Origin of the sequence: Capnocytophaga sp. H4358, from assembly GCF_002302515.1 — a bacterium.
Taxonomy (GTDB): domain Bacteria; phylum Bacteroidota; class Bacteroidia; order Flavobacteriales; family Flavobacteriaceae; genus Capnocytophaga; species Capnocytophaga canis.
The window spans coordinates 623,776-650,652 of record NZ_CP022380.1 but is presented as its reverse complement, the minus strand read 5'-3'; the positions used below and the strand labels follow the sequence as shown (position 1 = coordinate 650,652).

Sequence of the window (26,877 nt, the reverse complement as noted above, 5' to 3'; positions counted from 1 at the left end):
TTATTTGTTACCTTTGCGGGCATAAGTTAATGAATAAATAGTAATGGATATACTTAGGTTTTTAACAGCAGGAAGTGTTGATGACGGAAAAAGTACGCTAATCGGGAGGCTTCTTTATGACAGTAAAAATATATTGGTAGACCAAATGGAGGCCTTAGAGCGTAGTTCAAAAAACCGAGAAGATGGAAGTGTCGATTTAGCACTACTTACCGATGGACTTCGAGCTGAGCGGGAGCAGGGAATTACCATCGATGTAGCATACAAATATTTTTCAACACCTAAACGTAAATTCATTATTGCCGATGCTCCAGGGCATATTCAGTACACTCGGAATATGGTAACAGGGGCTTCCAATGCCGATTTAATAATCATCTTGATTGATGCTCGAAATGGAGTTATTGAACAGACTAAGCGACACTCTATCATAGCTTCTTTGTTAAATATTCCTCATGTGATTGTTGCTATCAATAAGATGGATTTGGTAGATTTTTCACAAAATCGTTTTCAAGAAATCAAGCAAGAATATGAAGAAGTAGCCAATGCCCTGGAACTTAAAGGAGTAGAATTTATACCCATTAGTGCCTTGAATGGAGATAATATTGTTGAAAAATCAACAAGAATGGATTGGTACAAAGGTTCTTCATTGCTTAATCGATTAGAAAACATTGAATTAGTTACGTCCGTAAACTTAACAAATGCTCGTTTTCCTGTGCAGTTGGTACTCAGACCTCAAACGGAAGAGCTTCACGATTATCGAGGATACGCAGGGAAAATTGAAAGTGGTGTGTTCAAAAAAGGAGATAAAGTGATGGTTTATCCATCGAAAATAGAGGCGACCATTTCAGCTGTTGAAGTAAATAATAAAGAGGTGTTGGAAGCGTTTGCTCCCCAAAGTGCCGTACTTCATTTGGAAGAAGATGTAGACATCAGCCGAGGTTCATTAATCGCTAAAGATGATGAGTTTATCAAAATTTCTAATGAATTGGAGGCAACTATTTGTTGGATGGATGAACGTCCATTGCATGTTGGCGGGCGCTATTTATTGCAACATAACACCCAAGTAGTGAACGCCATTGTTAAGGAAATTAAAGAGCGAATTGATGTAAATACTTTGGAGCGTTTTGGTGGAGTTTCATCAGTTTCATTGAACGAAGTGGTTACTGTAACCATCAAAACCTCAAGTCCTTTGGCGTATGACAGCTACCAAAAATTACGAGAAACAGGAAGTGCCATTTTGATTGACACTACAAGCTATGTAACCGTGGCAGCAGTTCTTTTGAAGTAGCCGACTAAACATCTGAGAGACATACAAAAAGAGGTTGCTTATTTTTATCAAGCAACCTCTTTTCATATATAATTATGGGAAACAAATTTATTTGCCTTTAGCGTAAAGTTCCGCTACTTTTTCCCAATTGATAACATTGAAAAATGCTTGAATGTAATCAGGACGACGGTTTTGATAATTTAGGTAATAGGCATGTTCCCAAACATCTAACCCTAAGATTGGCATTCCTCCACAGCCTACATTAGGCATTAGAGGATTGTCTTGATTCGCTGAAGAACATACTTCCACTTTACCTCCTTTGTGGACACAAAGCCAAGCCCATCCTGAACCGAAGCGTGTGGTAGCCGCTTTTGCAAATGCTTCTTTGAAAGCATCGAAACTTCCGAAAGCCTCATTAATAGCGTTAGCCAATTCGCCCGTAGGTTGTCCGCCTCCTTTTGAAGACATCACTTCCCAAAATAGGTTGTGATTGTAGAAACCACCTCCGTTATTGCGAACAGCTCCGTTGTTCATATCTAAGTTTTTCAAAATTTCTTCGATAGACTTTCCTTCTAAATCCGTACCAGCAATGGCTGTATTTAGATTAGTAGTGTAAGCATTGTGATGTTTCGTATGGTGAATTTCCATAGTACGTGCATCAATATGAGGCTCTAAGGCATCATAAGCATAAGGTAATTTTGGTAATGTAAATGACATAGTGTAATGTTTTTTTATGTGTTAAAACGCAAATATAAGTATAAAAAATGAAAAATCAAAGAAGAATTTTCAAAAGTACTGGATTTAGTTTATTAGTCTTCGGATGGAAATAATCCTGACAGGTTCTTTTAATAGTTGTTCCTGTCCGTATCCCTCCCATAGAACGGTTTTGCCTTTTTGGATTTCTTTGACAATCTTCATCCCTTTGACTACTTTTCCGAATACAGCAAATCCGTATCCGTCAGAATTTCGTTTGCCACCATAATCTAACTGTGGCTGACGCTGGTTAAGTACGATAAAAAATTCTGTTGTAGCACTATCGGGAGCGTTTCGAGCCATTGAAACAGCTCCTATTTTATGTGATAGTCCCGTCTGTTCGGTGGTTTCAATTTTGATAGGGGGATAAACATTGAGCGTATCGTTGTAAAATCCACCTTGGATTACCTCAATTGGAGTTGTACTTTGTCCCTGATTATTAAGCCTCACAACTCGATAAAAACTTCTTTCGTCATATCGCTCCTCATCAACGTATCTGAGAAAGTTAGCTACCGTTTTAGGAGCTTTTTTAGGGAATAATTTTACAATAATATCGCCTTTCGAGGTTTTTATAACCACCTTTTGGGCGAATGATATTCCCGAAATCAGCAACAGAAAAGTAATAATAAGAGTTCTCATATCTACGGTTTTTTATTTATAACTTCATCAGGATAAGGTACTTGCTTTCCAGTAATTTGAACGGTTGGCATTTGAGCTTTTGCCTCTCGTAAATAATTTGCTAAATCATGAGCTAATTCCTCTGTTTTAGTCTGATTTTCAGTAGCTATATTATGTTTTTCACTAATATCTGTTGTTATGTTATAAAGTTCAAAATCTTGAGAGTCATGGTAATATATGAGTTTGTAATTACCTTTACGAATAGCACTTGATGCTCCCAACCCTAATGTGCGATTGTAACCAAACCAATTATTAGGCAAATGCCAGTAAAGATTTCTTTCAGGAATGTTTTTAGTTGGGGTAAAAAGTTGATTTACAAAGCTTTTTCCGTCAATAGTTTGTATGATATTTTCTTTTTCCATATTGCAAATTTCTAATAATGAAGGGAAAATATCTTCGATACTTACAATATTATTATTTGTTTGATTTCCAATGATTTTTCCTTTCCAAGACACCAAAAATGGAATGCGGATGCCTCCTTCTTTTAACGAACCCTTGCCGCTTGCCAATGGATGGTTAGCACTGTTCTTTGACAAGCCTCTTGCCCAAGCGTCTAATCCACCGTTATCGGAGATAAAAATAATGATTGTATTTTCACTTAACTCTTCCTGTTCTAAAAAATTCATCAAATCTCCTAAACTTTTGTCCATACCTTCAATTAGGGAGGCATATTTAGCTTCAACAGGATGCATTCCTTTGTCTAAATATTTGTTAACAAAACGTTTGTCCCCCATTATTGGAACATGAATGGCATAGTGTGACATATACAAAAAGAAAGGTTTCTCTTTCGGGCGTTTCTGAAGTTTCTCAATGGCTTTTTGAGTCAAGGCTTCTGTAACGAAAATATCTTTTCCATGAAATTCTTCTAGATGTGGGACGGCAAAAATGTTTTTTTGTATCGTGTCGTTCCCAAAGTTGTCTACTCCTTCATAAGATTTCAATCCACCTGCTGCATGTCCACCCACATTCACGTGGAATCCCATGTTAATAGGATCTTCGCAGGGAGTGTCTTTGGCAGCAAAATGAGCCTTTCCTATATGAATGTTATGATATCCCGATTTTTGTAGTAGCTGAGGTAGGGTAGTGGAAACAAACGTACGCGGAATGCCATTTTCGGTAGCAATGCCATTAACGTTCCATTCCGGATAGGTAAGTAAAGTGTCTTTTTGATCCGTAGAAGTGTCTCTAAACAGAGTCCAGTTCGTTACTCGATGTCTTGCAGCGTTTGTTCCCGTGAAAAGACTTACTCTCGAAGGGGAACAAATTGGGGTAGCGTAAGCCTGGGTGAATTTCATTCCTTGTCTCGCTAGCCGTTCCATATTAGGAGTTTCGTACATGTGATTGAAATCCGTAGTTTGTTCAAAAAAATCAACCGAAGTATCCTGCCACCCCATGTCATCAACTACAAACAAAACAATATTGGGAGGTGTTTCAGTTTTATTGCACCTCAAAAAAAGAATTGGTAAAAAGGCGATAATTGATAAAATGTATAGCTTTTTCATAAAAAATAAGAGAAGACAAAGGTACATTTTTTTTGGTGAGAATACAAAGAATGGGGAGCCGTAAGGAGACGTATTTTTCGGAACAATAAATTTCAAAACATTTTGGATAAAATAAAAAAAAAATAGTAACTTTGTCCCAGTTAACTTAAAAAAATAAAAATATGATAGGATTAATCATTTTAGGGGTTGTTGTAATATTGATAATTTGGTACGTGATGACCAACAATAGATTGGTTGCTTTGTCAAACAATCGAGAAAATGCCTTTGCCGATATTGACGTTCAGTTAAAGCAACGTCACGATTTAATTCCTCAGTTGTTAGGAGCGGTTAAAGGATATATGCAACACGAAGCCGATGTTTTGACTCGAGTGACGCAAGCCCGAAGTAAGGCCATGAATGCTACAGACGTAAATTCAAAAATAGCAGCTGAAAAAGAATTGGGAATGGCAATGTCGGCATTTAATATTCAGGTAGAAGCATATCCCGATTTGAAAGCGAATACTAATTTCATGCACTTACAGCAAGAGATAGCTGATATAGAAAACAAATTAGCTTCGGTGCGAAGATATTTCAATTCAACGACCAGAGAATTGAATACAGCCATTCAGTCAATTCCTACCAATATTGTAGCGGGAATGAAGAAAATGACTGTACAGCCATTCTTCGATTTAGGAACAGAGCAACGAGCAACCCTCGACAAAGCTCCAGAGATTTCATTCTAAAGCGAACGAAATGCAGTACGTCGGAATACAGTCTCAGATATCCCGAAATAATTTTAAATCCATACTTTTAATAATTGCCTTTCCGCTATTGGTGTTATTGGAAGTGTACGCTTTCTTGTATTTTACAAACGAGCAAAATGTTACTACTACCAATAGCTTATTTGTAGGAGCGACACCTGTCGTCTTGGTTGTTGTTGGAGTTTGGTTTCTAATATCTTACTTTTTTCATACACAAATGATTCAATTTGCTACTAATTCCAAACCTTTGGAACGTAGGAATAATATGAGGGTTTACAACTTGACCGAAAATTTGTGTATGTCGGTTGGTATGCAGATGCCCAAACTGTACATCATAGAAAGCGAAGTTTTGAACGCATATGCCTCAGGGATCAATGAAAAAACATATGCAGTAACCCTTACCCGAGGACTTATAAATACACTAGATGATGCGGAATTAGAGGGGGTTATAGCACACGAGCTGATGCATATACGTAATCGAGATGTACGCTTGTTAATAGTTACTATTGTTTTTGTAGGTATTTTTGCTGTTTTGGCAGATTTAGCTTTTCGTATGCTCCTGAGCAATGGACTTTCTTCAAGGAAAAAAAGCAGTAATGATAAAGGTGGAGGTGGAATGATCATATTAATCTTTTTGATAATAGCTTTTGTCGTATACATACTATCTATGGTCTTTAAATTTGCTCTATCTCGAAAACGAGAATATATGGCAGATGCAGGAGCCGCTGAAATGACTCGAAACCCTTTAGGTTTAGCCAGTGCTTTACGTAAAATTTCAGGAAACTCAGAGCTGGATATCAAAAATGATGAAGTAAAAGAGATGTTTATAGAACATAAAAGCAAAGGGATAATGTCATTATTTGCTACACATCCACCGATTGAAAAACGCATTCAGGTGTTGGAGCAATTTTAGAATCAGATACAGCAGAGGGTAAAGTTTCATTTTTGTCGTAGCTTTGGTAGGCAGAGAATTAATAGAAATATGATAGGGGGGGAGTTAATTCATTCTCTTTCAAATGATGATTTTTATAACACTCTGTATGCAAATCTTTTTTTTATATAAAATATTGTTTTTCAGTGTTTTGTGTAAAATGATGGATAATTATGAGTAAAAAAAACGTAAAAAATTTTGCTAACAAAAAAAATATATATACATTTGCACTCCGTTAGAAATAACGAAAGAGTTATGCCGATATAGCTCAGTTGGCCAGAGCACGTGATTTGTAATCTCGGGGTCGTGGGTTCGAATCCCTCTATCGGCTCGAAAGTTCATACTTTTAATAATTGTGGCAAAGGGAAGATACTCAAGCGGCCAACGAGGGCAGACTGTAAATCTGCTGACTATGTCTTCGCAGGTTCGAATCCTGCTCTTCCCACCAAAAAAATGCGGGAGTAGCTCAGTTGGTAGAGCGTCAGCCTTCCAAGCTGAATGTCGCGAGTTCGAACCTCGTCTCCCGCTCACAGAAGGCTATAAGCCGGTGTAGCTCAGGGGTAGAGCGCTTCCTTGGTAAGGAAGAGGTCACGAGTTCAAATCTCGTCATTGGCTCTTGAATTGCACACATTTAACACTGAATTATATAACTAAGATTTAAAAAAAATTATTAATCATGGCAAAAGAAACATTTGATCGTTCCAAACCCCACTTGAATATTGGTACTATCGGACACGTGGATCACGGTAAGACAACTTTGACAGCTGCTATCACTAAAGTATTATCTGATGCAGGTCTTTCTGAAGCAAGAAGTTTCGATTCAATCGATAACGCTCCTGAGGAAAAAGAAAGAGGTATCACCATCAACACTTCACACGTTGAATATCAAACAGCAAACCGTCACTACGCACACGTTGACTGTCCTGGTCACGCGGATTACGTTAAAAACATGATTACTGGTGCTGCTCAGATGGACGGAGCTATTCTTGTAGTTGCTGCTACGGATGGTCCAATGCCACAAACTCGTGAGCACATCCTTTTAGGACGTCAGGTAGGTATTCCTCGTATCGTTGTTTTCATGAACAAAGTGGATATGGTAGACGACCCAGAATTGTTAGAGCTTGTTGAGCTTGAAATGAGAGAGTTGTTGAGCTCTTATGACTATGATGGAGATAACGGACCTATCGTTCAAGGTTCTGCCTTAGGAGCTTTGAATGGTGAGCCAAAATGGGTTGATACAGTTATGAAACTAATGGAAGCTGTTGATAACTGGATTGAATTGCCAACTCGTGATATTGATAAGCCATTCTTGATGCCAGTTGAAGACGTGTTCACTATTACAGGACGTGGAACTGTAGCAACAGGACGTATTGAAACAGGGGTTGCTAAAACAGGTGAGGCTGTTGAAATCATCGGTATGGGAGCTGAGAAATTGACTTCTACAATCACGGGGGTAGAGATGTTCCGTAAAATCCTTGACAGAGGAGAGGCTGGTGATAACGTAGGTCTATTACTTCGTGGTATTGATAAAAAAGATATCAAACGTGGTATGGTTATTTGTAAACCAGGTTCTGTTAAGCCTCACGCTAAATTCAAAGCAGAGGTGTATATCTTGAGCAAAGAAGAGGGTGGACGTCATACTCCATTTAAAGATAAATATCGTCCTCAGTTCTATGTACGTACAACTGACGTAACAGGTACTATCTCATTACCTGAAGGAGTTGAGATGGTTATGCCAGGAGATAACGTAACAATTACAGTAGAGTTGTTACAAGCTATCGCTCTTAATGTAGGACTTCGTTTCGCTATCCGTGAAGGAGGACGTACAGTAGGTGCAGGTCAAGTAACTGAAATTCTTGACTAATAAGAATTGATATTTCAATTTAATAATATTAAAGAGGTTTTGAACTTTATGGTTCAAAACTTCTTTATGAAAGACGGGTGTAGTTCAAGGGTAGAATAGCGGTCTCCAAAACCGTTGATGGGGGTTCGAATCCCTCCACCCGTGCAAAAACGATAAGATAATGGTAAATTATATTAAAGAATCTTATGAGGAATTAAAAAATCACGTTACGTGGCCAACCTTAGCTCAGGCTCAAAAGGAAATGGTTATCGTAGTGGTTTTTTCGGTTTTGTTTTCACTCCTAATTTGGGGAATGGATTCTTTCTTTGAGTGGCTAATGGCTTGGTATTTTAACTTTATGAAGTAAAAAAATAACGGGATGTCTGGAATATTAGAGAAAAAATGGTACGTTGTTAAAGCTGTTACTGGACAAGAAAATAAGGTTAAGAACTACATAGAAAATGAAACTACTCGTTTGGGGTACGCTGATTATGTGGAGGAGGTTTTGGTGCCTACCGAGAAAGTTGTTCAGATTCGCAACGGAAAGAAAATAAATAAGGAGAAAGTGCATATGCCGGGCTATGTTATGGTAAAAGCAAACTTAGCAGGTGAAGTTATCCACATAATCAAATCAATTCCAGGAGTTGTTAGTTTTTTAAGTGAAACTAAAGGAGGAGATCCGCTTCCACTGAGAAAATCAGATGTGAACCGCATGTTGGGACAGGTCGATGATCTTGCCGAAAATGTAGAAGCTGTTGCGATTCCGTATACGGTTGGAGAAACAATTAAAGTAATTGATGGGCCGTTCAATGGTTTTAATGGAACAGTTGAAAAAGTAAATGAGGAAAAACGTAAACTTGAGGTAATGGTTAAAATTTTTGGACGAAAAACGCCACTTGAGTTGAGTTATATGCAAGTAGAAAAAGTATAAGACAAAAAAGTGTAATTGTATTTACACTTTAAATTTTTTAATTAATAATAAACAATGGCAAAAGAAATTAGTAAAGTAGTTAAGCTACAAGCTCGGGGAGGTCAAGCGAATCCGTCGCCACCAATTGGACCCGCATTAGGTGCTGCCGGTGTTAACATTATGGAGTTCTGTAAGCAGTTCAATGCTCGTACACAGGACAAACAAGGGAAAATTATCCCAGTTGTTATCACTGTTTATAAAGACAAGTCATTTGACTTTGTTACTAAAACCGCACCTGCTGCAGTTCAGCTATTGGAAGCCGCGAAGATTAAAGGAGGTTCAGGGCAACCTAACCGTAAAAAAGTAGGAAGCATTACTTGGGATCAAGTAAGAGCTATTGCAGAGGACAAAATGGCGGATTTGAATGCGTTTACTATTGAGTCTGCAATGAGTATGGTTGCTGGTACAGCACGTTCTATGGGTATAACAGTAACTGGTGATAAACCTTTTTAATCTGAAAAATTATGGCAAAATTGACAAAGAAACACAAAGAGGCTTTATCAAAGGTTGATTACAATAAATTGTACTCGTTGGCTGAGGCTTCTGCACTATTGAAACAAATCACATATACAAAGTTCGATGCTTCGGTTGATATTGCAGTTCGTTTGGGTGTTGATCCTCGTAAAGCAAATCAAATGGTTCGTGGTGTGGTTACGCTTCCACACGGAACAGGTAAGGACGTGAAAGTACTTGCGTTGGTAACTCCAGACAAAGAGGCTGAGGCCAAAGCTGCTGGTGCTGATTATGTTGGATTGGATGAATATCTGCAAAAAATTAAAGACGGTTGGACTGATGTTGACGTAATTGTTACGATGCCAAGTGTTATGGGTAAATTAGGTCCTCTTGGGCGCGTTTTAGGTCCTCGTGGTTTGATGCCTAACCCAAAAACAGGAACAGTAACAATGGAAATCGGGAAAGCAGTTCAAGAAGTGAAAGCAGGTAAGATTGACTTCCGTGTTGATAAAACAGGTATCGTTCACGCTGCTATCGGTAAGGTATCTTTCTCAGCGGAGCAAATTATTGACAACGCTCATGAGTTGATTCAGACATTAATAAAATTAAAACCTACTGCAGCAAAAGGAACTTATGTGAAGTCTATCTATTTGTCTTCAACAATGAGCCCAAGTGTGCCAGTAGATACGAAATCAGTTTAATTGGTAGTTAAAAAAGGAAATTATGACAAGAGAAGAAAAATCATTAGTAATAGAGGATTTGACTGCACGGTTAGCTGAGAATAACGTAATCTATGTTGCTGACCTAACTGGTTTGAATGCAGATGAAACAACAAACTTACGTAAGGCTTGTTTCAAGGCGAATATCAAATTGGCAGTTGTTAAAAATACGTTGCTTGCAAAGGCAATGGAGGCTTCTGAAAAAGAATTTGGTGAATTGCCGTCAGTTCTTAGAGGAAATAGTACTTTGATGTTTTCAGAGGTAGGAAATGCCCCTGCGAAACTTATCAAAGAATTCAGAAAAAAATCAGATAAATTGGTTTTAAAAGGTGCTTTTATTGAGGAAGCTATCTTCGTTGGAGCAGACCAATTAGAGACTTTGGTTGCAATCAAGTCGAGAGAGGAGCTTATTGGCGATATTATCGGATTGTTGCAATCACCTGCTAAAAATGTTGTTTCAGCTCTTAAATCAGGAGGTGGAAAATTGGCAGGTATTATTAAAACTTTGTCTGAAAAATAGTAGATTGAACGCACAAAATTAAATTTTATAACAAACTTAAAAAACGATAGAAAATGGCAGATTTAAAAAATTTCGCAGAACAATTAGTAAACTTAACAGTTAAAGAAGTAAACGAACTTGCTCAAATTTTAAAAGATGAGTACGGAATTGAGCCAGCAGCTGCAGCGGTTGCAGTAGCAGCAGGTCCAGCAGCAGCAGGTGAGGCTGTAGCTGAAAAAACAGAATTTGATGTATTCTTGAAATCAGCAGGTGCTAACAAATTAGCTGTTGTTAAATTGGTTAAAGAATTAACAGGTCTTGGACTTAAAGAAGCTAAAGAAGTAGTTGATGGAGCTCCTTCAAAAATCAAAGAAGGTGTATCTAAAGACGAAGCAGAAGGTCTTAAAAAGTCTTTAGAAGAAGCTGGAGCTGAAGTAGAATTGAAATAATTTTACGAAGTTTAACATATAAGGTTTAGGTCTTTTCTTGTACAGAATAGGCCTAAACCATTTTGCGTATTATATCGGTAATAAACTATTAGTTACAAAAACTTAGCTTTAATAGCTTGATAATTAATATGTTATTTCGTTGATTTATAGAAATCAATATTTGGGTTTTGAACAAAAAGTTTTAAAATCTGATTTTTTTTAATAAGGTTGCATATTGTTGTAACTTTAAAACGTTAGGCTTAAAGAATTAAATTTATAAAAATAGATGCTTACGAATCAAACTGCAAGAATCAATTTTGCTTCTGTAAAACACACACCAGACTATCCCGATTTTTTGGATATTCAGATTAAATCGTTCCAAGATTTTTTCCAATTGGAAACTAAATCGGAGGAGAGAGGCAATGAAGGGTTATATAACACATTTAAAGAGAATTTCCCAATAACAGACACGCGTAATCAGTTTGTGTTGGAGTTTTTAGACTATTTTATTGACCCACCTCGCTACACTATTCAGGAGTGTATCGAAAGAGGTTTAACTTATAGTGTGCCGTTAAAAGCAAGATTGAAACTATATTGTACAGATCCTGAACACGAAGATTTTGAAACTATTGTACAAGATGTCTATTTGGGAACTGTTCCTTATATGACTGCCAGTGGTACGTTCGTTATCAATGGAGCTGAGCGTGTAATCGTTTCACAATTGCACCGTTCACCAGGAGTTTTCTTCGGGCAGTCGTTCCACGCAAATGGAACAAAATTATATTCAGCCAGAATTATTCCTTTTAAAGGTTCTTGGATTGAATTCGCTACAGACATTAACAATGTGATGTATGCGTACATTGATAGAAAGAAAAAATTACCTGTAACAACTTTGTTCCGTGCTATTGGTTTTGAGCGGGATAAGGATATTTTAGAGATATTTGATTTGGCTGAAGAGATCAAAGTTTCTAAGACAGGTTTGAAGAAATATATTGGTCGTCGTTTAGCTGCTCGTGTGTTGAATACGTGGCACGAAGACTTTGTTGATGAAGATACAGGAGAGGTGGTATCTATTGAGCGTAATGAAATTATTCTCGACCGAGATACTGTTTTAGATAAAGATAATATAGAGGAAATTGTTGAAGCTGACGTGAAAACTATTCTTCTTCATAAAGAGGACAGCCAAGCAACAGATTATACAATTATTCATAATACTCTACAAAAAGACCCTACAAACTCTGAAAAAGAGGCTGTAGAACATATTTATCGTCAGTTGCGTAACGCTGAACCACCTGATGAAGAGACAGCCCGTGGCATTATCGATAAATTATTCTTCTCTGACCAACGTTATAATTTAGGAGATGTAGGGCGTTACAGAATTAATAAAAAATTAGGAATAGATATTCCAGAAGATAAGCAAGTTTTAACAAAAGAAGATATCATAACAATTGTTAAGTACTTAATTGAGCTTATCAATTCAAAAGCGGAAGTTGATGATATTGATCACTTGTCAAATCGTCGTGTGCGTACGGTTGGTGAGCAACTTTCGGCTCAGTTTGGTGTTGGACTTTCTCGTATGGCTCGTACGATTCGTGAACGTATGAATGTTCGTGATAATGAGGTGTTTACTCCTATTGACTTGATTAATGCTAAAACACTTTCATCGGTAATCAATTCGTTTTTTGGAACGAATCAGCTTTCTCAGTTTATGGATCAAACCAATCCACTCGCTGAGATTACGCACAAACGAAGATTGTCAGCTTTGGGGCCAGGAGGACTTTCACGTGAACGTGCAGGTTTTGAGGTGCGTGACGTTCATTACACACATTACGGACGCCTGTGTCCTATTGAAACTCCTGAGGGACCAAACATCGGTTTGATTTCATCTTTGGCTGTGTTCTCAAAAGTAAATTCAATGGGATTCATTGAAACTCCTTACCACAAGGTTACTAACGGGAAGGTAGACTTGAAAGACATGACCTATTTGAGTGCTGAAGAGGAAGAAGGACTTAAGATCGGTATGGCAAACATCAGTTTGGATAAAGAGGGTAATATTACAGAAGAGAGAGTTGTTGTAAAAGAAGATGGGGATTTTCCTGTAATTGAACCTAATCAAGTGGAGTTTATTGACGTTGCTCCTAATCAGATTGCTTCTATTTCGGCTTCGTTGATTCCTTTCTTGGAGCATGATGACGCTAACCGTGCTTTGATGGGATCGAATATGATGCGCCAAGCGGTACCTTTATTGAAACCAGAGGCTCCAATTGTTGGGACAGGTTTGGAGCGTCGCGTGGCATCCGATGCACGTGTTCTGATGAACGCAGAGGGTGATGGTGTAGTAGAATATGTTGATGCTGAGAAAATTATAATTACATATGACCGTACTGAGAATCAAAAATTAGTGAGTTTTGAGGAAGAACAAACGGTTTATGATCTTATTAAATTCCAAAAAACGAATCAAGGAACTTGTATCAACTTGAAGCCTATCGTTCGAAAAGGAGATAGAGTGACTAAAGGTCAGGTACTTTGTGATGGATATGCTACTGAACAAGGGGAGTTAGCTTTAGGGCGAAATATGAAAGTAGCGTTTATGCCTTGGAAAGGATATAACTTCGAGGATGCTATTGTTATTTCAGAACGTGTGGTTCGTGAGGATATTTTTACGTCTATCCACATTGACGAGTATTCGTTGGAAGTTCGTGATACTAAGTTAGGTGCAGAAGAGTTGACCAACGACATTCCAAACGTTTCAGAAGAAGCTACCAAAGATTTGGATGAAAATGGTATGATTCGTATCGGTGCAGAGGTGCGACCTGGAGATATTCTTATTGGGAAAATTACTCCTAAAGGAGAGTCAGATCCTACACCCGAAGAGAAATTGCTTCGTGCGATTTTTGGAGATAAAGCAGGAGATGTAAAAGATGCGTCGTTGAAAGCATCGCCTTCGCTTTACGGGGTTGTTGTAGATAAGAAATTGTTCTCACGCGTTGTTAAAGATAAGAGAAAGCGTGGAAAAGAAAAAGAAGATGTTGCAGTGGTTGAGGCTTCTTACAATTCTAAATTCCAGGCTCTAAAAGATAAATTAATCACTAAATTGTTTACACTGGTTGAAGGAAAAACATCACAAGGTGTAACCAATGATTTGGGAGAAGAAATTATCCCGAAAGGTAAAAAATATTCGGTAAAGGCTTTAGAAGCAGTTGACGATTATGCTCATATAGTTTCTGGTGGTTGGACGGATGACAAAGAGGTGAATACGTTGATTGATGACTTGTTGCATAACTACAAAATTAAGTTGAATGACTTGCAAGGAGCATTACGTCGTGAGAAGTTTACTATCTCAGTGGGGGATGAGTTACCAGCAGGAATTTTGAAATTGGCGAAAGTGTATATAGCCAAAAAACGTAAGCTGAAAGTAGGAGATAAAATGGCAGGTCGTCACGGAAATAAAGGTATTGTAGCTCGTATTGTTCGTGATGAAGATATGCCGTTCTTGGAAGATGGAACTCCTGTGGATATAGTGTTGAACCCTCTTGGGGTACCTTCTCGTATGAATATTGGACAGATTTATGAAACCGTTCTCGGTTGGGCAGGTCAAAAATTAGGTCAGAAGTACGCTACGCCTATTTTTGATGGAGCATCGTTGGAGCAAATCAATGCATTGACTGACGAGGCAGGTATTCCACGTTTTGGACATACTTATCTGTATGATGGAGGAACTGGAGAGCGTTTTGATCAACCTGCAACTGTTGGGGTTATCTATATGATTAAACTCGGACACATGATCGACGATAAGATGCACGCACGTTCTATCGGGCCTTATTCGCTTATTACCCAACAACCACTTGGAGGTAAGGCTCAGTTTGGAGGTCAGCGTTTTGGAGAGATGGAGGTTTGGGCATTGGAAGCATATGGAGCTTCAAGCACATTGCGTGAAATCTTAACCGTGAAGTCCGACGACGTAATCGGTAGAGCTAAAACGTATGAGGCAATCGTTAAAGGAGAAACAATGCCAGAACCAGGGCTTCCTGAATCGTTCAACGTATTGATGCACGAACTTAAAGGTCTTGGACTTGATATAAGATTGGAAGAATAAAAAAATCAAAATTCAGAAACTTTGCCAAAGTATTCCTTTGGCAGAGTTTTAAGTGTTTCTAAGATTATTAAAATACTCATTTTTGATGAATATCGAAGAATTGCGTGAATTTTGTCTGTCGCTTAAAGCTTCTGAAGAAAGTTTTCCTTTTGATGATAATATTCTGGTTTTTTCAGTTAAAGGGAAAATGTTCTGCTTGGTAAACATCACAAAATATGAGTTTATAAATATCAAGTGTGATCCTGAAGAAGCGGTTGAGCTTCGTGAACAATATGCAGAAGTTACTCCAGGTTGGCATATGAATAAAAAACATTGGAACAGTGTCCAAATTAATGGAAAAATTTCCGATAAATTACTTAGAAAATGGATTTTCAATTCATATGAGCTTGTAGTAAAGAGGTTACCAAAGAAAGTTCAAGAAGAATTATTTTAAAATTGAATATTTTTTTAATAAATCCTCTAAAATTAAAAGTTTTAAAAACCTTCTAAAGGTTTTGCAAAAAATAAAAAAAAATAAAATTCATACCGCATAATATATTATGGCAAGAGTAAAAGACAAAGTTACAACGACGAAGTTTGACAAAATTTCTATTGGGTTGGCATCGCCTGAATCTATTTTGGCAGTTTCGCGTGGTGAGGTTATTAAACCTGAGACGATTAACTATCGTACGCACAAACCTGAGCGAGATGGGTTGTTCTGTGAGCGTATTTTTGGGCCTGTTAAGGACTATGAATGTGCTTGTGGAAAATATAAACGTATTCGTTACAAAGGGATTGTTTGCGACCGTTGTGGGGTAGAAGTAACAGAGAAAAAAGTGCGTCGTGATAGAGTAGGGCATATCAACTTAGTGGTACCGATTGCACACATTTGGTATTTCCGATCATTACCGAATAAAATCGGATATTTGTTGGGATTGCCGTCCAAAAAATTGGATATGATTATCTACTATGAGAGATATGTGGTTATCCAACCAGGAATTGCAAAAGGACCAGATGGCGAGGATATCCAACCGATGGATTTTTTGACGGAGGAAGAATATCTAAATATTATGGAAACTCTTCCTGTTGAGAATCAGTATTTAGAAGATACTGACCCGAATAAATTCGTTGCCAAAATGGGAGCTGAATGTCTTTTAGATTTGTTGCAACGTTTGGATTTGGACGAACTTTCGTATGATTTACGCCATAAAGCTAACAGTGAAAGTTCTAAACAACGTAAAACAGAGGCTTTGAAGCGTTTGCAAGTGGTTGAAGCGTTTCGTGAGGCAAAAAATAATCGTGAAAATAAACCTGAATGGATGATAATGAAGGTAATTCCTGTGATTCCGCCTGAGTTGCGTCCGTTGGTGCCGTTGGATGGAGGGCGTTTTGCAACTTCTGATTTGAATGATTTGTATCGTCGTGTGATTATTCGTAATAATCGTTTGAAGCGATTGATGGAAATCAAAGCACCCGAGGTAATTTTGCGTAACGAAAAACGTATGTTACAAGAATCTGTGGATTCATTGTTTGATAACACACGTAAATCATCAGCAGTAAAAACGGAATCAAATCGTCCGTTGAAGTCATTGTCTGATTCATTGAAAGGTAAGCAAGGTCGTTTCCGTCAGAATTTACTTGGAAAACGTGTGGATTACTCAGCACGTTCTGTAATTGTGGTAGGGCCTGAACTTAAATTATACGAGTGTGGTTTGCCTAAAAATATGGCAGCAGAACTTTACAAACCGTTTGTTATCCGTAAGTTAATTGAGCGCGGAATTGTAAAAACAGTTAAGTCAGCTAAGAAAATTATCGATAAGAAAGAGCCTGTAGTTTGGGATATTTTAGATAACGTGATTAAAGGGCATCCAGTGCTTTTGAACCGTGCTCCTACGTTGCACCGTTTGGGTATCCAAGCATTCCAGCCGAAGTTGATTGAAGGTAAAGCGATCCAGTTGCACCCGTTGGTGTGTACGGCGTTTAATGCTGACTTCGACGGTGACCAAATGGCGGTACACTTGCCGTTGGGGCCTGAAGCTATTTTGGAAGCTCAATTGTTGATGTTAGCATCACATAATATCTTGAATCCTGCGAACGGTTCTCCAATTACAGTACCTTCTCAAGACATGGTTCTTGGCTTGTATTATATGACCAAAGGAAGACGTTCAACACCTGAGTATCCAATTAAAGGAGAAGGCTTGACATTCTATTCTGCGGAAGAGGTAAATATCGCCTACAATGAAAGAAAGTTGAATTTGAATGCCTTTATCAAAGTACGTGTAAGAGATTTAGGAGAAAATGGTGAAGAAGTTTACAAGGTAATTGAAACTACCACAGGTCGTGTATTGTTCAACGAAGTGGTGCCACGTGAAGCAGGATATATCAACGAGGTATTGACCAAAAAATCGTTGCGAGACATTATTGGACATATTTTGAAATCAACAAGTATTCCAACGACAGCGGAATTCTTAGATAAAATTAAAAATATGGGTTACAAATTCGCTTTCCAAGGTGGATTGTCATTCAGTTTAGGGGATATTATTATTCCACAAGAAAAAGAAAAGATGATTGCCGAGGCAAACGGATTGGTTGAAGGTATTGTAGCCAACTATAATATGGGACTTATCACCAATAACGAGCGTTATAATCAGGTGATTGATGTGTGGACATCTACTAATGCTCAGTTAACAGAATTGGCTATGAAGCGAATCAGTAGTGATCAACAAGGGTTCAATTCTGTATATATGATGTTGGATTCAGGAGCGAGGGGTTCAAAAGAGCAGATTCGTCAGTTGACAGGTATGCGTGGATTGATGGCAAAACCTAAAAAGTCGACTGTAGGAGGAGGTGAGATTATCGAAAACCCAATCTTGTCGAACTTTAAAGAGGGATTATCAATCTTAGAATACTTTATTTCAACGCACGGAGCTCGTAAAGGTCTTGCCGATACGGCTTTGAAAACAGCGGATGCTGGTTACTTGACCCGTCGTCTGGTGGATGTATCGCAAGATGTAATTATTAATACAGATGATTGTGGTACATTACGAGGAGTCGAAGTTCGTGCTTTGAAGAAAAACGAAGAGGTTGTAGAAACTTTAGGAGAGCGTATTTTAGGACGTGTTTCATTGCACGATGTTTACAATCCATTAACCGAAGAATTGCTTGTTAAAGCAGGAGATGAAATTACTGAAAAAGCTGTAGCTAAGATTACAGAAGCTCCAATTGAAATGGTGGAAGTACGTTCAGCACTTACGTGTGAAGCAAAACATGGAATTTGTGCAAAATGCTACGGACGAAACCTTTCAACAGGTAAAATGGTACAAACGGGAGAGGCTGTTGGAGTTGTTGCTGCACAATCTATCGGTGAGCCAGGTACACAGCTTACGCTTCGAACATTCCACGCAGGGGGTACAGCAGGAAACATCTCTGAGGAGAGCAAGTTAGAAGCTCGTTTCGATGGAGTCGTTGAAATTGATGATTTGCGAACAGTGAAAGGACAAGATTATGAAGGAAATCCAGTGAACGTTGTCATTTCACGTACTTCGGAGTTGAAAGTGGTTGAACCAAAGTCAGGTTTGGTACTACATACTCATAATATTCCATATGGGGCACACATTTTTGTTAAAGACAAGCAAGAAGTTAATAAAGGCGATGTTCTTTGCCAGTGGGATCCATATAATGCCGTGATTATCTCAGAGTTTTCAGGGAAAATTGCTTATGAAGGTATCGAACAAGGGGTCACTTACCAAATCGAAATTGATGAGCAAACAGGATTCCAAGAAAAAGTGATTGTTGAATCAAGAAATAAACGCTTGATTCCAACGTTATTAATTCAAGATAAAGACGGAGAGACCTTCCGTTCCTACACTTTGCCAGTTGGAGCACACTTGATGGTGGACGATGGAAGTAAGATTAAAGAAGGTAAGGTATTGGTGAAAATCCCACGTAGATCAGCAAAATCGGGTGATATTACCGGAGGTTTACCACGTGTTACTGAATTGTTCGAGGCACGTAATCCTTCCAATCCAGCAATCGTTTCGGAAATTGACGGGGTAGTTTCTTTCGGAAAAATAAAACGAGGTAACCGAGAAATTGTTATTGAATCCAAAACAGGTGAAGTTCGCAAATATTTGGTGAAGTTGTCTAACCAAATTTTGGTACAAGAGAATGACTTTGTACGTGCGGGTATGCCTCTTTCTGATGGTTCTGTAACTCCTGATGATATTTTGAATATTAAAGGACCTTCTGCCGTTCAGCAGTATTTAGTAAATGAAGTTCAAGAGGTATATCGTTTGCAAGGGGTGAAAATCAACGATAAACATTTTGAGGTGATTGTACGTCAGATGATGCGTAAGGTTGAAATTCAAGATCCAGGTGACACTCTATTCCTAGAAGGACAATTAGTTCACAAAGATGATTTCATTGAGGAGAACGACAAATTATTCGGACAGAAAATAGTTGAAGATGCGGGAGATTCTGAAAACCTTAAGGCAGGACAAATCGTTTCTTTACGTCAGTTGCGTGATGAAAATTCCTTGCTAAAACGAGCTGATAAAAATTTAGTAGAGGCTCGTGATGTGATTCCCGCAACGGCAACGCCTGTACTACAGGGAATTACAAGAGCTTCGCTACAAACAAAATCGTTCATTTCAGCAGCATCATTCCAAGAAACAACTAAAGTCTTGAATGAAGCAGCAGTAAACGGAAAAGTGGATTTCCTTGACGGATTGAAAGAGAATGTAATCGTTGGGCATAGAATTCCAGCGGGTACAGGTCTGAAACGTTACGAGAAAATTATCGTAGGTTCAAAAGCAGAGGAAGAAGTGGTTGTTGAAAAGAAAAAATCAAGATAGGACAATGAGTAGCATAAACGAAAATGCAGAAAATCAGTTGAGTATTGAATTGGATGAAAAGGTAGCTGATGGGGTTTACTCAAACTTGGCGGTCATCAATCATTCATCGACTGAATTTGTTGTGGATTTTATCAATGTGATGCCAGGAATGCCAAAAGCACGGGTGAAAAGCCGTATTATATTGACTCCACAACATGCCAAACGTTTGTTAAACGCTTTGTCAGAAAATATCCAACGTTTTGAGCAATCACATGGTTCAATTCACGAGAATGAACATCATCCTGTACCTCTTTTCGGATTGAAAGGGGAAGCATAGATAAAATGTAAATAGGCTATTCAAAGAGTATTGGATAGCCTATTTTATTTTTACCACATAGCCTTAAATATGAAGATTGAAGTTTATCTGTTACAGACTAATCCCCCATAAAAAGATTTTGCTACTTTTTAAGGGGGATTATTTAGTATTAGTGCTACTTATCTGATACTAAGTAACTTGATACAAGCCAATGGTTTTGTTGGTCTCCAGTATTGGCGGTAGCAGGAATTACAATTTCGATAGTATGTTTTCCTTTTTTGAGCGTACCAAGTGATACGTTCTCAGGAACTACTGCTGAGCCAGGGCACCAATTGGAGCGTGATAAATCGGATGAAGCTAATCGTTCTTCAACGGCTTTCTTTACGCGTTCGTAGTTTTCGTTATATGCAAAAGCAGTGTCCTTGCGCGTCCATACACCTGATGAAGGATTGAATCTTCTAAAAGCAGCACAATCATCACGCCAAGGAATGAAGTCAATCACTTTTTTACTATTAAAAAAAACAGAATTTTTAATTTTGATGAACTCATCTCCACCGCTATGTCCTCCATGTCCAGTAGTGATGTAGTATAATTCAGCATTTTTTACATCTTTTTTAAGGGTTATGTCATGTTTTAGCGTAGTTTTAGCAAATAAATCGGGAATTTTTTGTCCATTTACATAGTAAATAGTGTTCACCAACGGAGTAACCACTTTTTTTGGTCGTGGTCTACCAGAGTAAGTTAGCGAAACATCTGCCAAATATCCTTTGTCAGTCCACGTGTCGATCCAAATGCCGATGTAAAAAGTGCCCGTTAGGAGAGATTCTAACTGAGAAACGTCCTGTTGCCAAACAACTTTATCTTCCCATTTTGGTACAGATACAGGGCGACCATATTTCATGTTTGGATATTTTTGCTCATCGCTGAAATGTCCCACTCCGAAAGGAGTCATAAATCGGAGAATTTCTACTGGCAGGTCATACGATGAAACTGCTTTGATTCCGTGGTAGTTATTGTCAGTTCCACTTTCATTAGGCAATTGTTTCGAACCCTGAGCCACGTTGATAACGTTAATCAAGTCTTCATTTTTAAAGACGAAACAAGAACCTGATTTGTCCCAAGGATCACCGTTGGAACGAATGGTTATTTCTACAGAAACATCAGTTCCTTTACGATATTCAGGGATGTGTATTTTTTTTACCAGTAAACGTCCGCTTTGCAAACGAATAACATCTGCAGGGGCTTCCCCTTTCTCTGAAAAATTAACCAAGGCATTCTCAAAGACTTTTACAGTCTTTGCATTTTGCCCGAATGAATAAATACTCGAAAATAAAAATAAAGCTACTAATATTTGTTTCATATATCCGTTGTTTTAAATTCTAAAACTACAAAAAATCAATTTACCAAAACTATTTACTTTACGACCACTGTTTTGATATTTGCAAACTCATACATTCCAAAGGAAGAGAGTTCCCTGCCGTAACCAGATTTTTTAATACCTCCGAAAGGTAAATTCGGATCACTAATGAGCATTTCGTTGATGTACACAGCTCCTTCTTCAAATCGATAAGCCTGTGATTTTACGAACTCTGTATTCTTTGAAAAAATAGATACACCTAATCCAAATTCAGACTGATTGCTAAGTTCTACAGCTTCGTCAAAAGTACTGAACGTGGTGATAGCTGCCACAGGTCCAAAAGTTTCTTCTTTAAAAATTGCCATTGATGGAGTCACCTCAGTGATAATTGTAGGTTCATAGAACGCACCTTTACGGTTTCCTCCACAGATAAGTTTTGCTCCTTCTTGAATACTCTCTGTGACCATTTTCTCTAATTCTATAGCCAAATCTTCACGTGCCATTGCTCCAATTTGCGTTGTTGGATCAAATTTATCTCCCGTTTTCAGCGCTTGAATCTTGCTCCTATATTGATTTATAAAAGTTTCAGCGATATTTTTGTCTACCAAAAAACGTTTGGCGGCAATGCAACTCTGTCCTGTATTTTGCATACGAGCCATTACAGCTACCGATGTAGCTAACTCTAAATCAGCATCTTTACACACAATAAAAGCCGCACTTCCGCCCAATTCCAAGACTGATTTTTTGAGATGTTTTCCCGCGTTTTCGGCTACAGCTTTTCCTGCATTTTCGCTTCCTGTGAGTGATACACCCTTAATGTGTGGATGAGCGATAATATCGGCTACGTATCTGCTGTCTAAGAATAAGTTTTTATACAACGGAAAATCAATTTTGTCTGAATTGAAAATCGTTTCCAGTAAATTTGCCGATTTCGGTACATTCGAAGCGTGTTTAATAACAAACAAATTCCCTAAAATCATATTTGGAATTACAAAACGAAACACTTGCCAAAACGGAAAATTCCAAGGCATTACCCCCAATAGAACTCCTATCGGTTCAAAATTTACCCGACTTTCCGACCACTGTGTTTTTACCAATCTTGGAGCAATAAAATTTTCTGCATTGGTGATGTAATAATCACACAAATAGGCACACTTATTTACCTCAGCAATGGCTTGAGTGATTGGTTTGTTCATGTCTTCAGTAATGGCATGTGCGTATAACGATGTGTTGGAGAGCAATTTATCTCGTATTTCCTGAACGATTGTTAGGCGCTTTTTTAAATCAAACTCTTTCCACCGTTTGTAAGATGACTGTAAAGTCTCGATTCTTGAAAAAGCGTTTTCCAAAGTTGTGTGTGTCATTACAAATTTATTTTGTATATTCTTTAATAATTTATTGATTTTCAGTTAATTTATTTTCAAAAGTTAATTCTATGACATAGTCAGGAGCGGTTGGCACCTTCGGAAATTTAAGCCAAATTCCGTCTTTATCCTGCGAGAACTGTATATTTTTTTTGCTATCGAATTCTATTGCTTTTTTTAGTTTATTTCCTGCGTATGGCAAAAATAAAGCTTTATCTTTCCAATCAAGTACGTGAACGTAGAGCGTTTTGTTTCGTTGGGTGGTTACTCCCCAATCGCGTGGTGTTATAACGCCTCCTCGTGTACCCTGAATGGTAGGAGCATATTTTTTCATCCATTCTCCCATTTCTTTAAGACGTTGCACAGCCACAGCAGGGAGCATTCCATCGGGTTGAGGTCCAACATTCATTAGTAAATTTGCATTTTTACCTGCGGCTTTTACCAAATATTGAATGAGTGTTTCAGTCGATTTGTAATTCTGATCGATGATTTTGTATCCCCACATTCCATTCATAGTTTCGCAGGTTTCGAGTGGTAATTTACTGATATCTTGTCCTGAAAGTCCTGCCTTATTTTCTCCGGGGAGGTCTCGTTCAAATATTTGTATGTCTTCACCAGCAAAAGGTACCAGATGATGGTTATTACCGATTAAACAAGCTGGTTGTAGGCTATGGATGAGTTGATATTGCTCATGCAAATTCCAAGTTTCAGGTGTCATACCGTCAGGATAGATGTCTTTATCCCACATTCCATCAAACCAAATGGCTCCAATCTCACCATAATTAGTGAGTAGTTCTGTTAGTTGGTTATTCATAAATTTATGGTAATCTTCCCATTTCCCGTGTGTGGTTCTACCTGTACCTTTACCCGTTCTTCCCAGAGGATAATAGTCGTTGCGTCTCCAATCCAAATGAGAGTAGTACAAATGCAATCGGATTCCTTGCTTTTTACATTCATCGGCAATTTCTTTGATGATGTCGCGTTTGAAAGGTGTGGCTTTCACTATGTTATAGTCACAATATTTTGTGTTGAACATGGAGAACCCATCGTGGTGTCGAGTAGTGATCGTAATATATTTAGCTCCAGAGGCTTTAATCGCTGAGACCCATTCTGCAGCGTTGAACTTAGCAGGGTAAAATCCACCTGCAAGTTTTTCGTATTCTTGCCAATGTAAGTTTTTGTTGTGCATAACCCACTCACCGTCAGCAAGCATTGAGTAAAGCCCCCAATGGATAAATATGCCGAATTTATCGTCCTGAAAATTGCTTCGAGCCTTTAAATTTTCGGCCAATGGTTTGTAATTCGGCTGTGTCCAAACAGACAGGCTACCCATTATTAATGCAACTAAAAGGATATTTTTTGTTTTCATAATATATTTATAATTAGTTGGTTATAAAATTTAATCGTCTAAAAGGTTTTCATCACCATTTGATTTGTTTTTCATATAGGAATACATCAAATATGCTAAGATTACAAGCACCACGAAAGGAAGCATATTCCCGATGAAAATCCCGATGCCGTATTGTTCATCAGGGGCTTCAGCTAGTTTTTGTTTTATGATGTCGATATTATCTTGTTGTTGTAATAGTAATGGTATTCTCATTGATTTTTAAATTTAGAGAGCATTGATTTGGTTTGTTCAGAAAGGACTAATTTCCCAGATATTTCAGCATTTTTCGGTAACTCTTCGAGCCAATGTTCGGTGTGTTGCCATGTGATTCGTTTCATTTCGGTAAGTGCCATAGGATTTGCCTGTAGTAAACGATCTAAGAAGTGACCTAAAGCTTCGTCCATTTCTTTGATATTTTCAAACACTCGTGCGTAAAGTCCTTTTTGTTGAGCCCAGTAGGCATTTTTCCATTGGTCAGGAGCCATAAAAAGCTCATTCAAAGTAGCCTGTCCTGTTTTTCGTAAAATTACGGGAGCAATAACAAAAGGCCCTATCCCAAGTGAAAGTTCTGAAAGTTTGATAGTTGCGGCTTCCGTGGCGAACACATAGTCCATAGCAGCCACAAGCCCGACTCCTCCGCCAACGGTTTTTCCTTGCACCCGACCTATAATCAATTTTTTACATCGGCGTATGGCTAAAAATACGTTTGCGAATCCGTTGAAAAATCGAGTGCCTTCGGTTTCATTATCAATGGTCAAAAGTTCGTCAAAAGAAGCTCCAGCACAAAAAGCTTTGTCACCTTCGCTTTTGACTACAATCAGACTGACATCTTTGTTTTCAGATAATAAATCAAATTCTTTAGCCAAGCGTTCTAATAACTCAAGCGGAAGAGAATTCGCATGAGGATGTCCAAATTCGATGGTTGCTACGCGATTTTCTATTTTAGTGTATAACGAACCGTTTATTCTATTAGTTCCCATAATTTTAATTTTCCCCAAAAGTAAAAAAAAATATCGAAAATAGATTATTTATCCAAAAAAATATTTTACCTTTGCCCCAAAGGGGATGTAGCTCAGTTGGCTAGAGCGTTTGGCTGGCAGCCAAAAGGTCGTGGGTTCGAGCCCCATCTTCTCCACAACAAGCGTTGAAAATCAAGAAAATGTACTAATTAAGGACTAATGCTGGGGCTACTCGGTTTTAGTCTTTGTTTTTTTCTAAAATAAGCAATTAACCTGAATAGGAAAGCGGGAATATCTTAGGCTATTCTCGGATAGTAAAAATATTCAATTATAATCATGAGTAAACTGAAAAAACTATTCAAACATACGTTCGTCTATGGACTGGCTACCGTACTGCCACGTGTTTTAACTCTTCTGTTGACAAATTTTTATACACATAAACTTGAAAAACAAGATTTTGGTATTTATTCGGGGTTGTTCGTATATTTGATTTTAGGGAATGTGTTGCTTTCTTATGGGATGGAAACCGCTTTTTTCCGTTTTGTGAATAAGGAAACCGATAAAAAGAAAGTACAATCTACGGCGCTTACCTCAGTAACAGTTAGTTCTTTTCTGTTTTTAGTAGGAGCTATCCTTTTGCAAAATCATATTGCCGAGTGGTTGAATTACAAGGTAGAGTATATCCGATTGGCGATCTACATATTGGTATTGGATGCGTTGGTTGTAATTCCGTTTGCGTGGCTTCGCAATGAGGGGAAATCGGTGATTTATGCTTTGATTAAGATTGGAAATGTAGTGGTAAATTTACTACTTAATCTGTATTTTTTCTTGGTGTTAAGCAATCATATTGATAAAACAGATGAAGGGGTTGTTTTTATTTTTATGTCTAATTTCATAGCGAGTTTACTTACTTTTTTGGTGCTTCTTCCTCTTTATTTCCGAATTAAATTCAGTTTTTCTGTTGCTTTATGGAAACAGATGATGCGTTATGGCTTCCCTGTACTCATTGCGGGAATCGCTTTTGCTGTAAATGAAGGTTTTGACCGTGTTTTTTTGCGGATGCTTCTTCCCGTTGATACTGCTGATGCTACTATCGGAGTTTATTCCGCGTGTTACAAGATGGGGATGTTTATGACACTTTTTGTAACAGCGTACAAATTAGGTGTTGAACCTTTCTTTTTCAGTAACGCACAAGACAAAAATGCACCAAAGACCTACGCTTTGGTAACGGAATATTTTATTCTCTTTGGAGCTTTCATATTGTTATTTATTACTGTTTTTATAGATGTATTAAAGTATATAATTGTATCAAATTCAGAGTATTGGGAGGCTTTGTGGATAGTTCCTGTCATTTTGTTGGCAAATCTTTGTTTGGGGATTTATCACAGTCTTTCGGTGTGGTACAAGGTCACTGATAGAACCAATTTCGGAGCATATGTATCTGTTTTAGGGATGTTTATTACCGTGATTGTTAATTTCCTGTTGATTCCTTTAATAAGTTACAAAGGTTCGGCATTAGCTACCCTTGCTACCTATTTTGTTATGATGTCGGTATCTTTTTGGGTTGGACAAAAAAAATATCCAATACCCTATAATATTAAAAAAATAGGAGTATATTTGGGATTTAGCATAATGTCTTCATTTATAGTATTCTATGTTTTTGATAAAAACATTTATATAGGGATTGTCTTTTTATTGCTTTATGTTCTATTAGTTGTAAAACAGGAAAAACAGCTAATTAGGCATTTAAAGCGTTGATTTTGTTTTTTAGGTTAGAAAGATGTACATTTGTGACTAAAATATG

At 37.9% G+C, this 26,877-nt stretch carries 23 protein-coding genes and 6 tRNA genes; 21 read left to right on the top strand and 8 right to left on the bottom strand.

The features are described 5' to 3' along the window. Positions 1 to 43 precede the first annotated feature (43 nt). The gene (locus CGC49_RS02780) at positions 44 to 1,285 is read left to right on the top strand and encodes a sulfate adenylyltransferase subunit 1 (RefSeq protein WP_095911788.1); all 1,242 of its coding nucleotides are present in this window, start codon (positions 44 to 46) and stop codon (positions 1,283 to 1,285) included. An 87-nt stretch (positions 1,286 to 1,372) separates the two neighbouring features. On the opposite strand, the gene CGC49_RS02775 is transcribed toward CGC49_RS02780, so the two are convergent. The 3 genes from CGC49_RS02775 to CGC49_RS02765 form a co-directional block, all read right to left on the bottom strand. Continuing rightward, entirely contained in the window at positions 1,373 to 1,981 is a 609-nt protein-coding gene (locus CGC49_RS02775; protein ID WP_095911787.1) for a superoxide dismutase, read from the bottom strand. A gap of 84 nt (positions 1,982 to 2,065) precedes the next feature. Further along, positions 2,066 to 2,656: a peptidylprolyl isomerase gene (locus tag CGC49_RS02770; protein WP_042344884.1), complete on the bottom strand. Its 591-nt coding sequence runs from the start codon at positions 2,654 to 2,656 to the stop codon at positions 2,066 to 2,068. 2 nt (positions 2,657 to 2,658) lie between these two features. Next, positions 2,659 to 4,146: a sulfatase gene (locus CGC49_RS02765; protein ID WP_232745192.1), complete on the bottom strand. Its 1,488-nt coding sequence runs from the start codon at positions 4,144 to 4,146 to the stop codon at positions 2,659 to 2,661. A 212-nt stretch (positions 4,147 to 4,358) separates the two neighbouring features. Here CGC49_RS02765 and CGC49_RS02760 point away from each other — a divergent pair, with 212 nt between their 5' ends. From CGC49_RS02760 to CGC49_RS02675, 18 genes are all read left to right on the top strand, one after another. Beyond that, positions 4,359 to 4,919: a LemA family protein gene (locus CGC49_RS02760; RefSeq protein ID WP_042005293.1), complete on the top strand. Its 561-nt coding sequence runs from the start codon at positions 4,359 to 4,361 to the stop codon at positions 4,917 to 4,919. Positions 4,920 to 4,929: 10 nt separating this feature from the next. Beyond that, a complete protein-coding gene (locus CGC49_RS02755; RefSeq protein WP_042005294.1) occupies positions 4,930 to 5,850 on the top strand; it encodes a M48 family metallopeptidase in 921 nt (306 codons plus the stop codon). A gap of 275 nt (positions 5,851 to 6,125) precedes the next feature. After that, positions 6,126 to 6,199, top strand: a tRNA-Thr gene (locus CGC49_RS02750). A gap of 32 nt (positions 6,200 to 6,231) precedes the next feature. Continuing rightward, a tRNA-Tyr gene (locus tag CGC49_RS02745) sits at positions 6,232 to 6,316 on the top strand. 7 nt (positions 6,317 to 6,323) lie between these two features. Next, positions 6,324 to 6,396 (top strand) — tRNA-Gly (locus CGC49_RS02740). Positions 6,397 to 6,411: 15 nt separating this feature from the next. Next, positions 6,412 to 6,483: transfer RNA gene (locus CGC49_RS02735), tRNA-Thr, on the top strand. 61 nt (positions 6,484 to 6,544) lie between these two features. After that, complete coding sequence (tuf, locus tag CGC49_RS02730) at positions 6,545 to 7,732, top strand: elongation factor Tu (protein ID WP_042344887.1); 1,188 nt, start codon at positions 6,545 to 6,547, stop codon at positions 7,730 to 7,732. Positions 7,733 to 7,805: 73 nt separating this feature from the next. Further along, positions 7,806 to 7,876 (top strand) — tRNA-Trp (locus CGC49_RS02725). A gap of 16 nt (positions 7,877 to 7,892) precedes the next feature. Then, positions 7,893 to 8,078, top strand: a complete 186-nt coding sequence (gene secE, locus CGC49_RS02720) for a preprotein translocase subunit SecE (RefSeq protein ID WP_042005296.1) — start codon at positions 7,893 to 7,895, stop codon at positions 8,076 to 8,078. Between the two features lie 12 nt (positions 8,079 to 8,090). Further along, positions 8,091 to 8,642, top strand: coding sequence for a transcription termination/antitermination protein NusG (gene nusG, locus CGC49_RS02715; RefSeq protein ID WP_042005297.1), 552 nt, complete (start codon positions 8,091 to 8,093; stop codon positions 8,640 to 8,642). A gap of 54 nt (positions 8,643 to 8,696) precedes the next feature. After that, positions 8,697 to 9,134 (top strand): 50S ribosomal protein L11, encoded by a 438-nt coding sequence (rplK, locus tag CGC49_RS02710; RefSeq protein WP_042005298.1) that lies wholly within the window; start codon positions 8,697 to 8,699, stop codon positions 9,132 to 9,134. An 11-nt stretch (positions 9,135 to 9,145) separates the two neighbouring features. After that, entirely contained in the window at positions 9,146 to 9,835 is a 690-nt protein-coding gene (rplA, locus tag CGC49_RS02705) for a 50S ribosomal protein L1 (RefSeq protein ID WP_042005299.1), read from the top strand. A gap of 22 nt (positions 9,836 to 9,857) precedes the next feature. Next, the gene (gene rplJ, locus CGC49_RS02700) at positions 9,858 to 10,373 is read left to right on the top strand and encodes a 50S ribosomal protein L10 (RefSeq protein ID WP_095911785.1); all 516 of its coding nucleotides are present in this window, start codon (positions 9,858 to 9,860) and stop codon (positions 10,371 to 10,373) included. A 53-nt stretch (positions 10,374 to 10,426) separates the two neighbouring features. Then, positions 10,427 to 10,801 carry a 50S ribosomal protein L7/L12 gene (rplL, locus tag CGC49_RS02695; RefSeq protein WP_095893361.1) on the top strand — a complete coding sequence of 125 codons (375 nt, stop codon included), beginning with the start codon at positions 10,427 to 10,429 and terminating at the stop codon, positions 10,799 to 10,801. Between the two features lie 265 nt (positions 10,802 to 11,066). Further along, positions 11,067 to 14,876, top strand: coding sequence for a DNA-directed RNA polymerase subunit beta (rpoB, locus tag CGC49_RS02690; RefSeq protein WP_042009083.1), 3,810 nt, complete (start codon positions 11,067 to 11,069; stop codon positions 14,874 to 14,876). 85 nt (positions 14,877 to 14,961) lie between these two features. Beyond that, the gene (locus CGC49_RS02685) at positions 14,962 to 15,309 is read left to right on the top strand and encodes an MmcQ/YjbR family DNA-binding protein (protein WP_042009081.1); all 348 of its coding nucleotides are present in this window, start codon (positions 14,962 to 14,964) and stop codon (positions 15,307 to 15,309) included. A gap of 106 nt (positions 15,310 to 15,415) precedes the next feature. After that, positions 15,416 to 19,708: a DNA-directed RNA polymerase subunit beta' gene (gene rpoC / locus CGC49_RS02680; RefSeq protein ID WP_095911784.1), complete on the top strand. Its 4,293-nt coding sequence runs from the start codon at positions 15,416 to 15,418 to the stop codon at positions 19,706 to 19,708. A gap of 4 nt (positions 19,709 to 19,712) precedes the next feature. Further along, positions 19,713 to 20,024: a DUF3467 domain-containing protein gene (locus CGC49_RS02675; RefSeq protein ID WP_042009077.1), complete on the top strand. Its 312-nt coding sequence runs from the start codon at positions 19,713 to 19,715 to the stop codon at positions 20,022 to 20,024. Between the two features lie 154 nt (positions 20,025 to 20,178). On the opposite strand, the gene CGC49_RS02670 is transcribed toward CGC49_RS02675, so the two are convergent. The 5 genes from CGC49_RS02670 to CGC49_RS02650 are packed head-to-tail and all read right to left on the bottom strand — an operon-like array spanning position 20,179 to position 25,094. Next, positions 20,179 to 21,363: a PNGase F N-terminal domain-containing protein gene (locus tag CGC49_RS02670; protein WP_042009074.1), complete on the bottom strand. Its 1,185-nt coding sequence runs from the start codon at positions 21,361 to 21,363 to the stop codon at positions 20,179 to 20,181. A gap of 53 nt (positions 21,364 to 21,416) precedes the next feature. Further along, positions 21,417 to 22,724 (bottom strand): NAD-dependent succinate-semialdehyde dehydrogenase, encoded by a 1,308-nt coding sequence (locus CGC49_RS02665; protein WP_095911783.1) that lies wholly within the window; start codon positions 22,722 to 22,724, stop codon positions 21,417 to 21,419. 31 nt (positions 22,725 to 22,755) lie between these two features. After that, complete coding sequence (locus CGC49_RS02660; RefSeq protein ID WP_095911782.1) at positions 22,756 to 24,093, bottom strand: alpha-L-fucosidase; 1,338 nt, start codon at positions 24,091 to 24,093, stop codon at positions 22,756 to 22,758. Positions 24,094 to 24,123: 30 nt separating this feature from the next. After that, entirely contained in the window at positions 24,124 to 24,327 is a 204-nt protein-coding gene (locus CGC49_RS02655) for a hypothetical protein (RefSeq protein ID WP_095911781.1), read from the bottom strand. Further along, a complete protein-coding gene (locus tag CGC49_RS02650) occupies positions 24,324 to 25,094 on the bottom strand; it encodes an enoyl-CoA hydratase/isomerase family protein (RefSeq protein ID WP_095911780.1) in 771 nt (256 codons plus the stop codon). Before CGC49_RS02650 ends, CGC49_RS02655 begins: the two co-directional genes overlap by 4 nt. 81 nt (positions 25,095 to 25,175) lie before the next feature. Here CGC49_RS02650 and CGC49_RS02645 point away from each other — a divergent pair. Continuing rightward, positions 25,176 to 25,249 (top strand) — tRNA-Ala (locus tag CGC49_RS02645). 160 nt (positions 25,250 to 25,409) lie between these two features. After that, a complete protein-coding gene (locus tag CGC49_RS02640; protein WP_095911779.1) occupies positions 25,410 to 26,831 on the top strand; it encodes a lipopolysaccharide biosynthesis protein in 1,422 nt (473 codons plus the stop codon). The last annotated feature ends 46 nt before the right edge of the window (positions 26,832 to 26,877 follow it).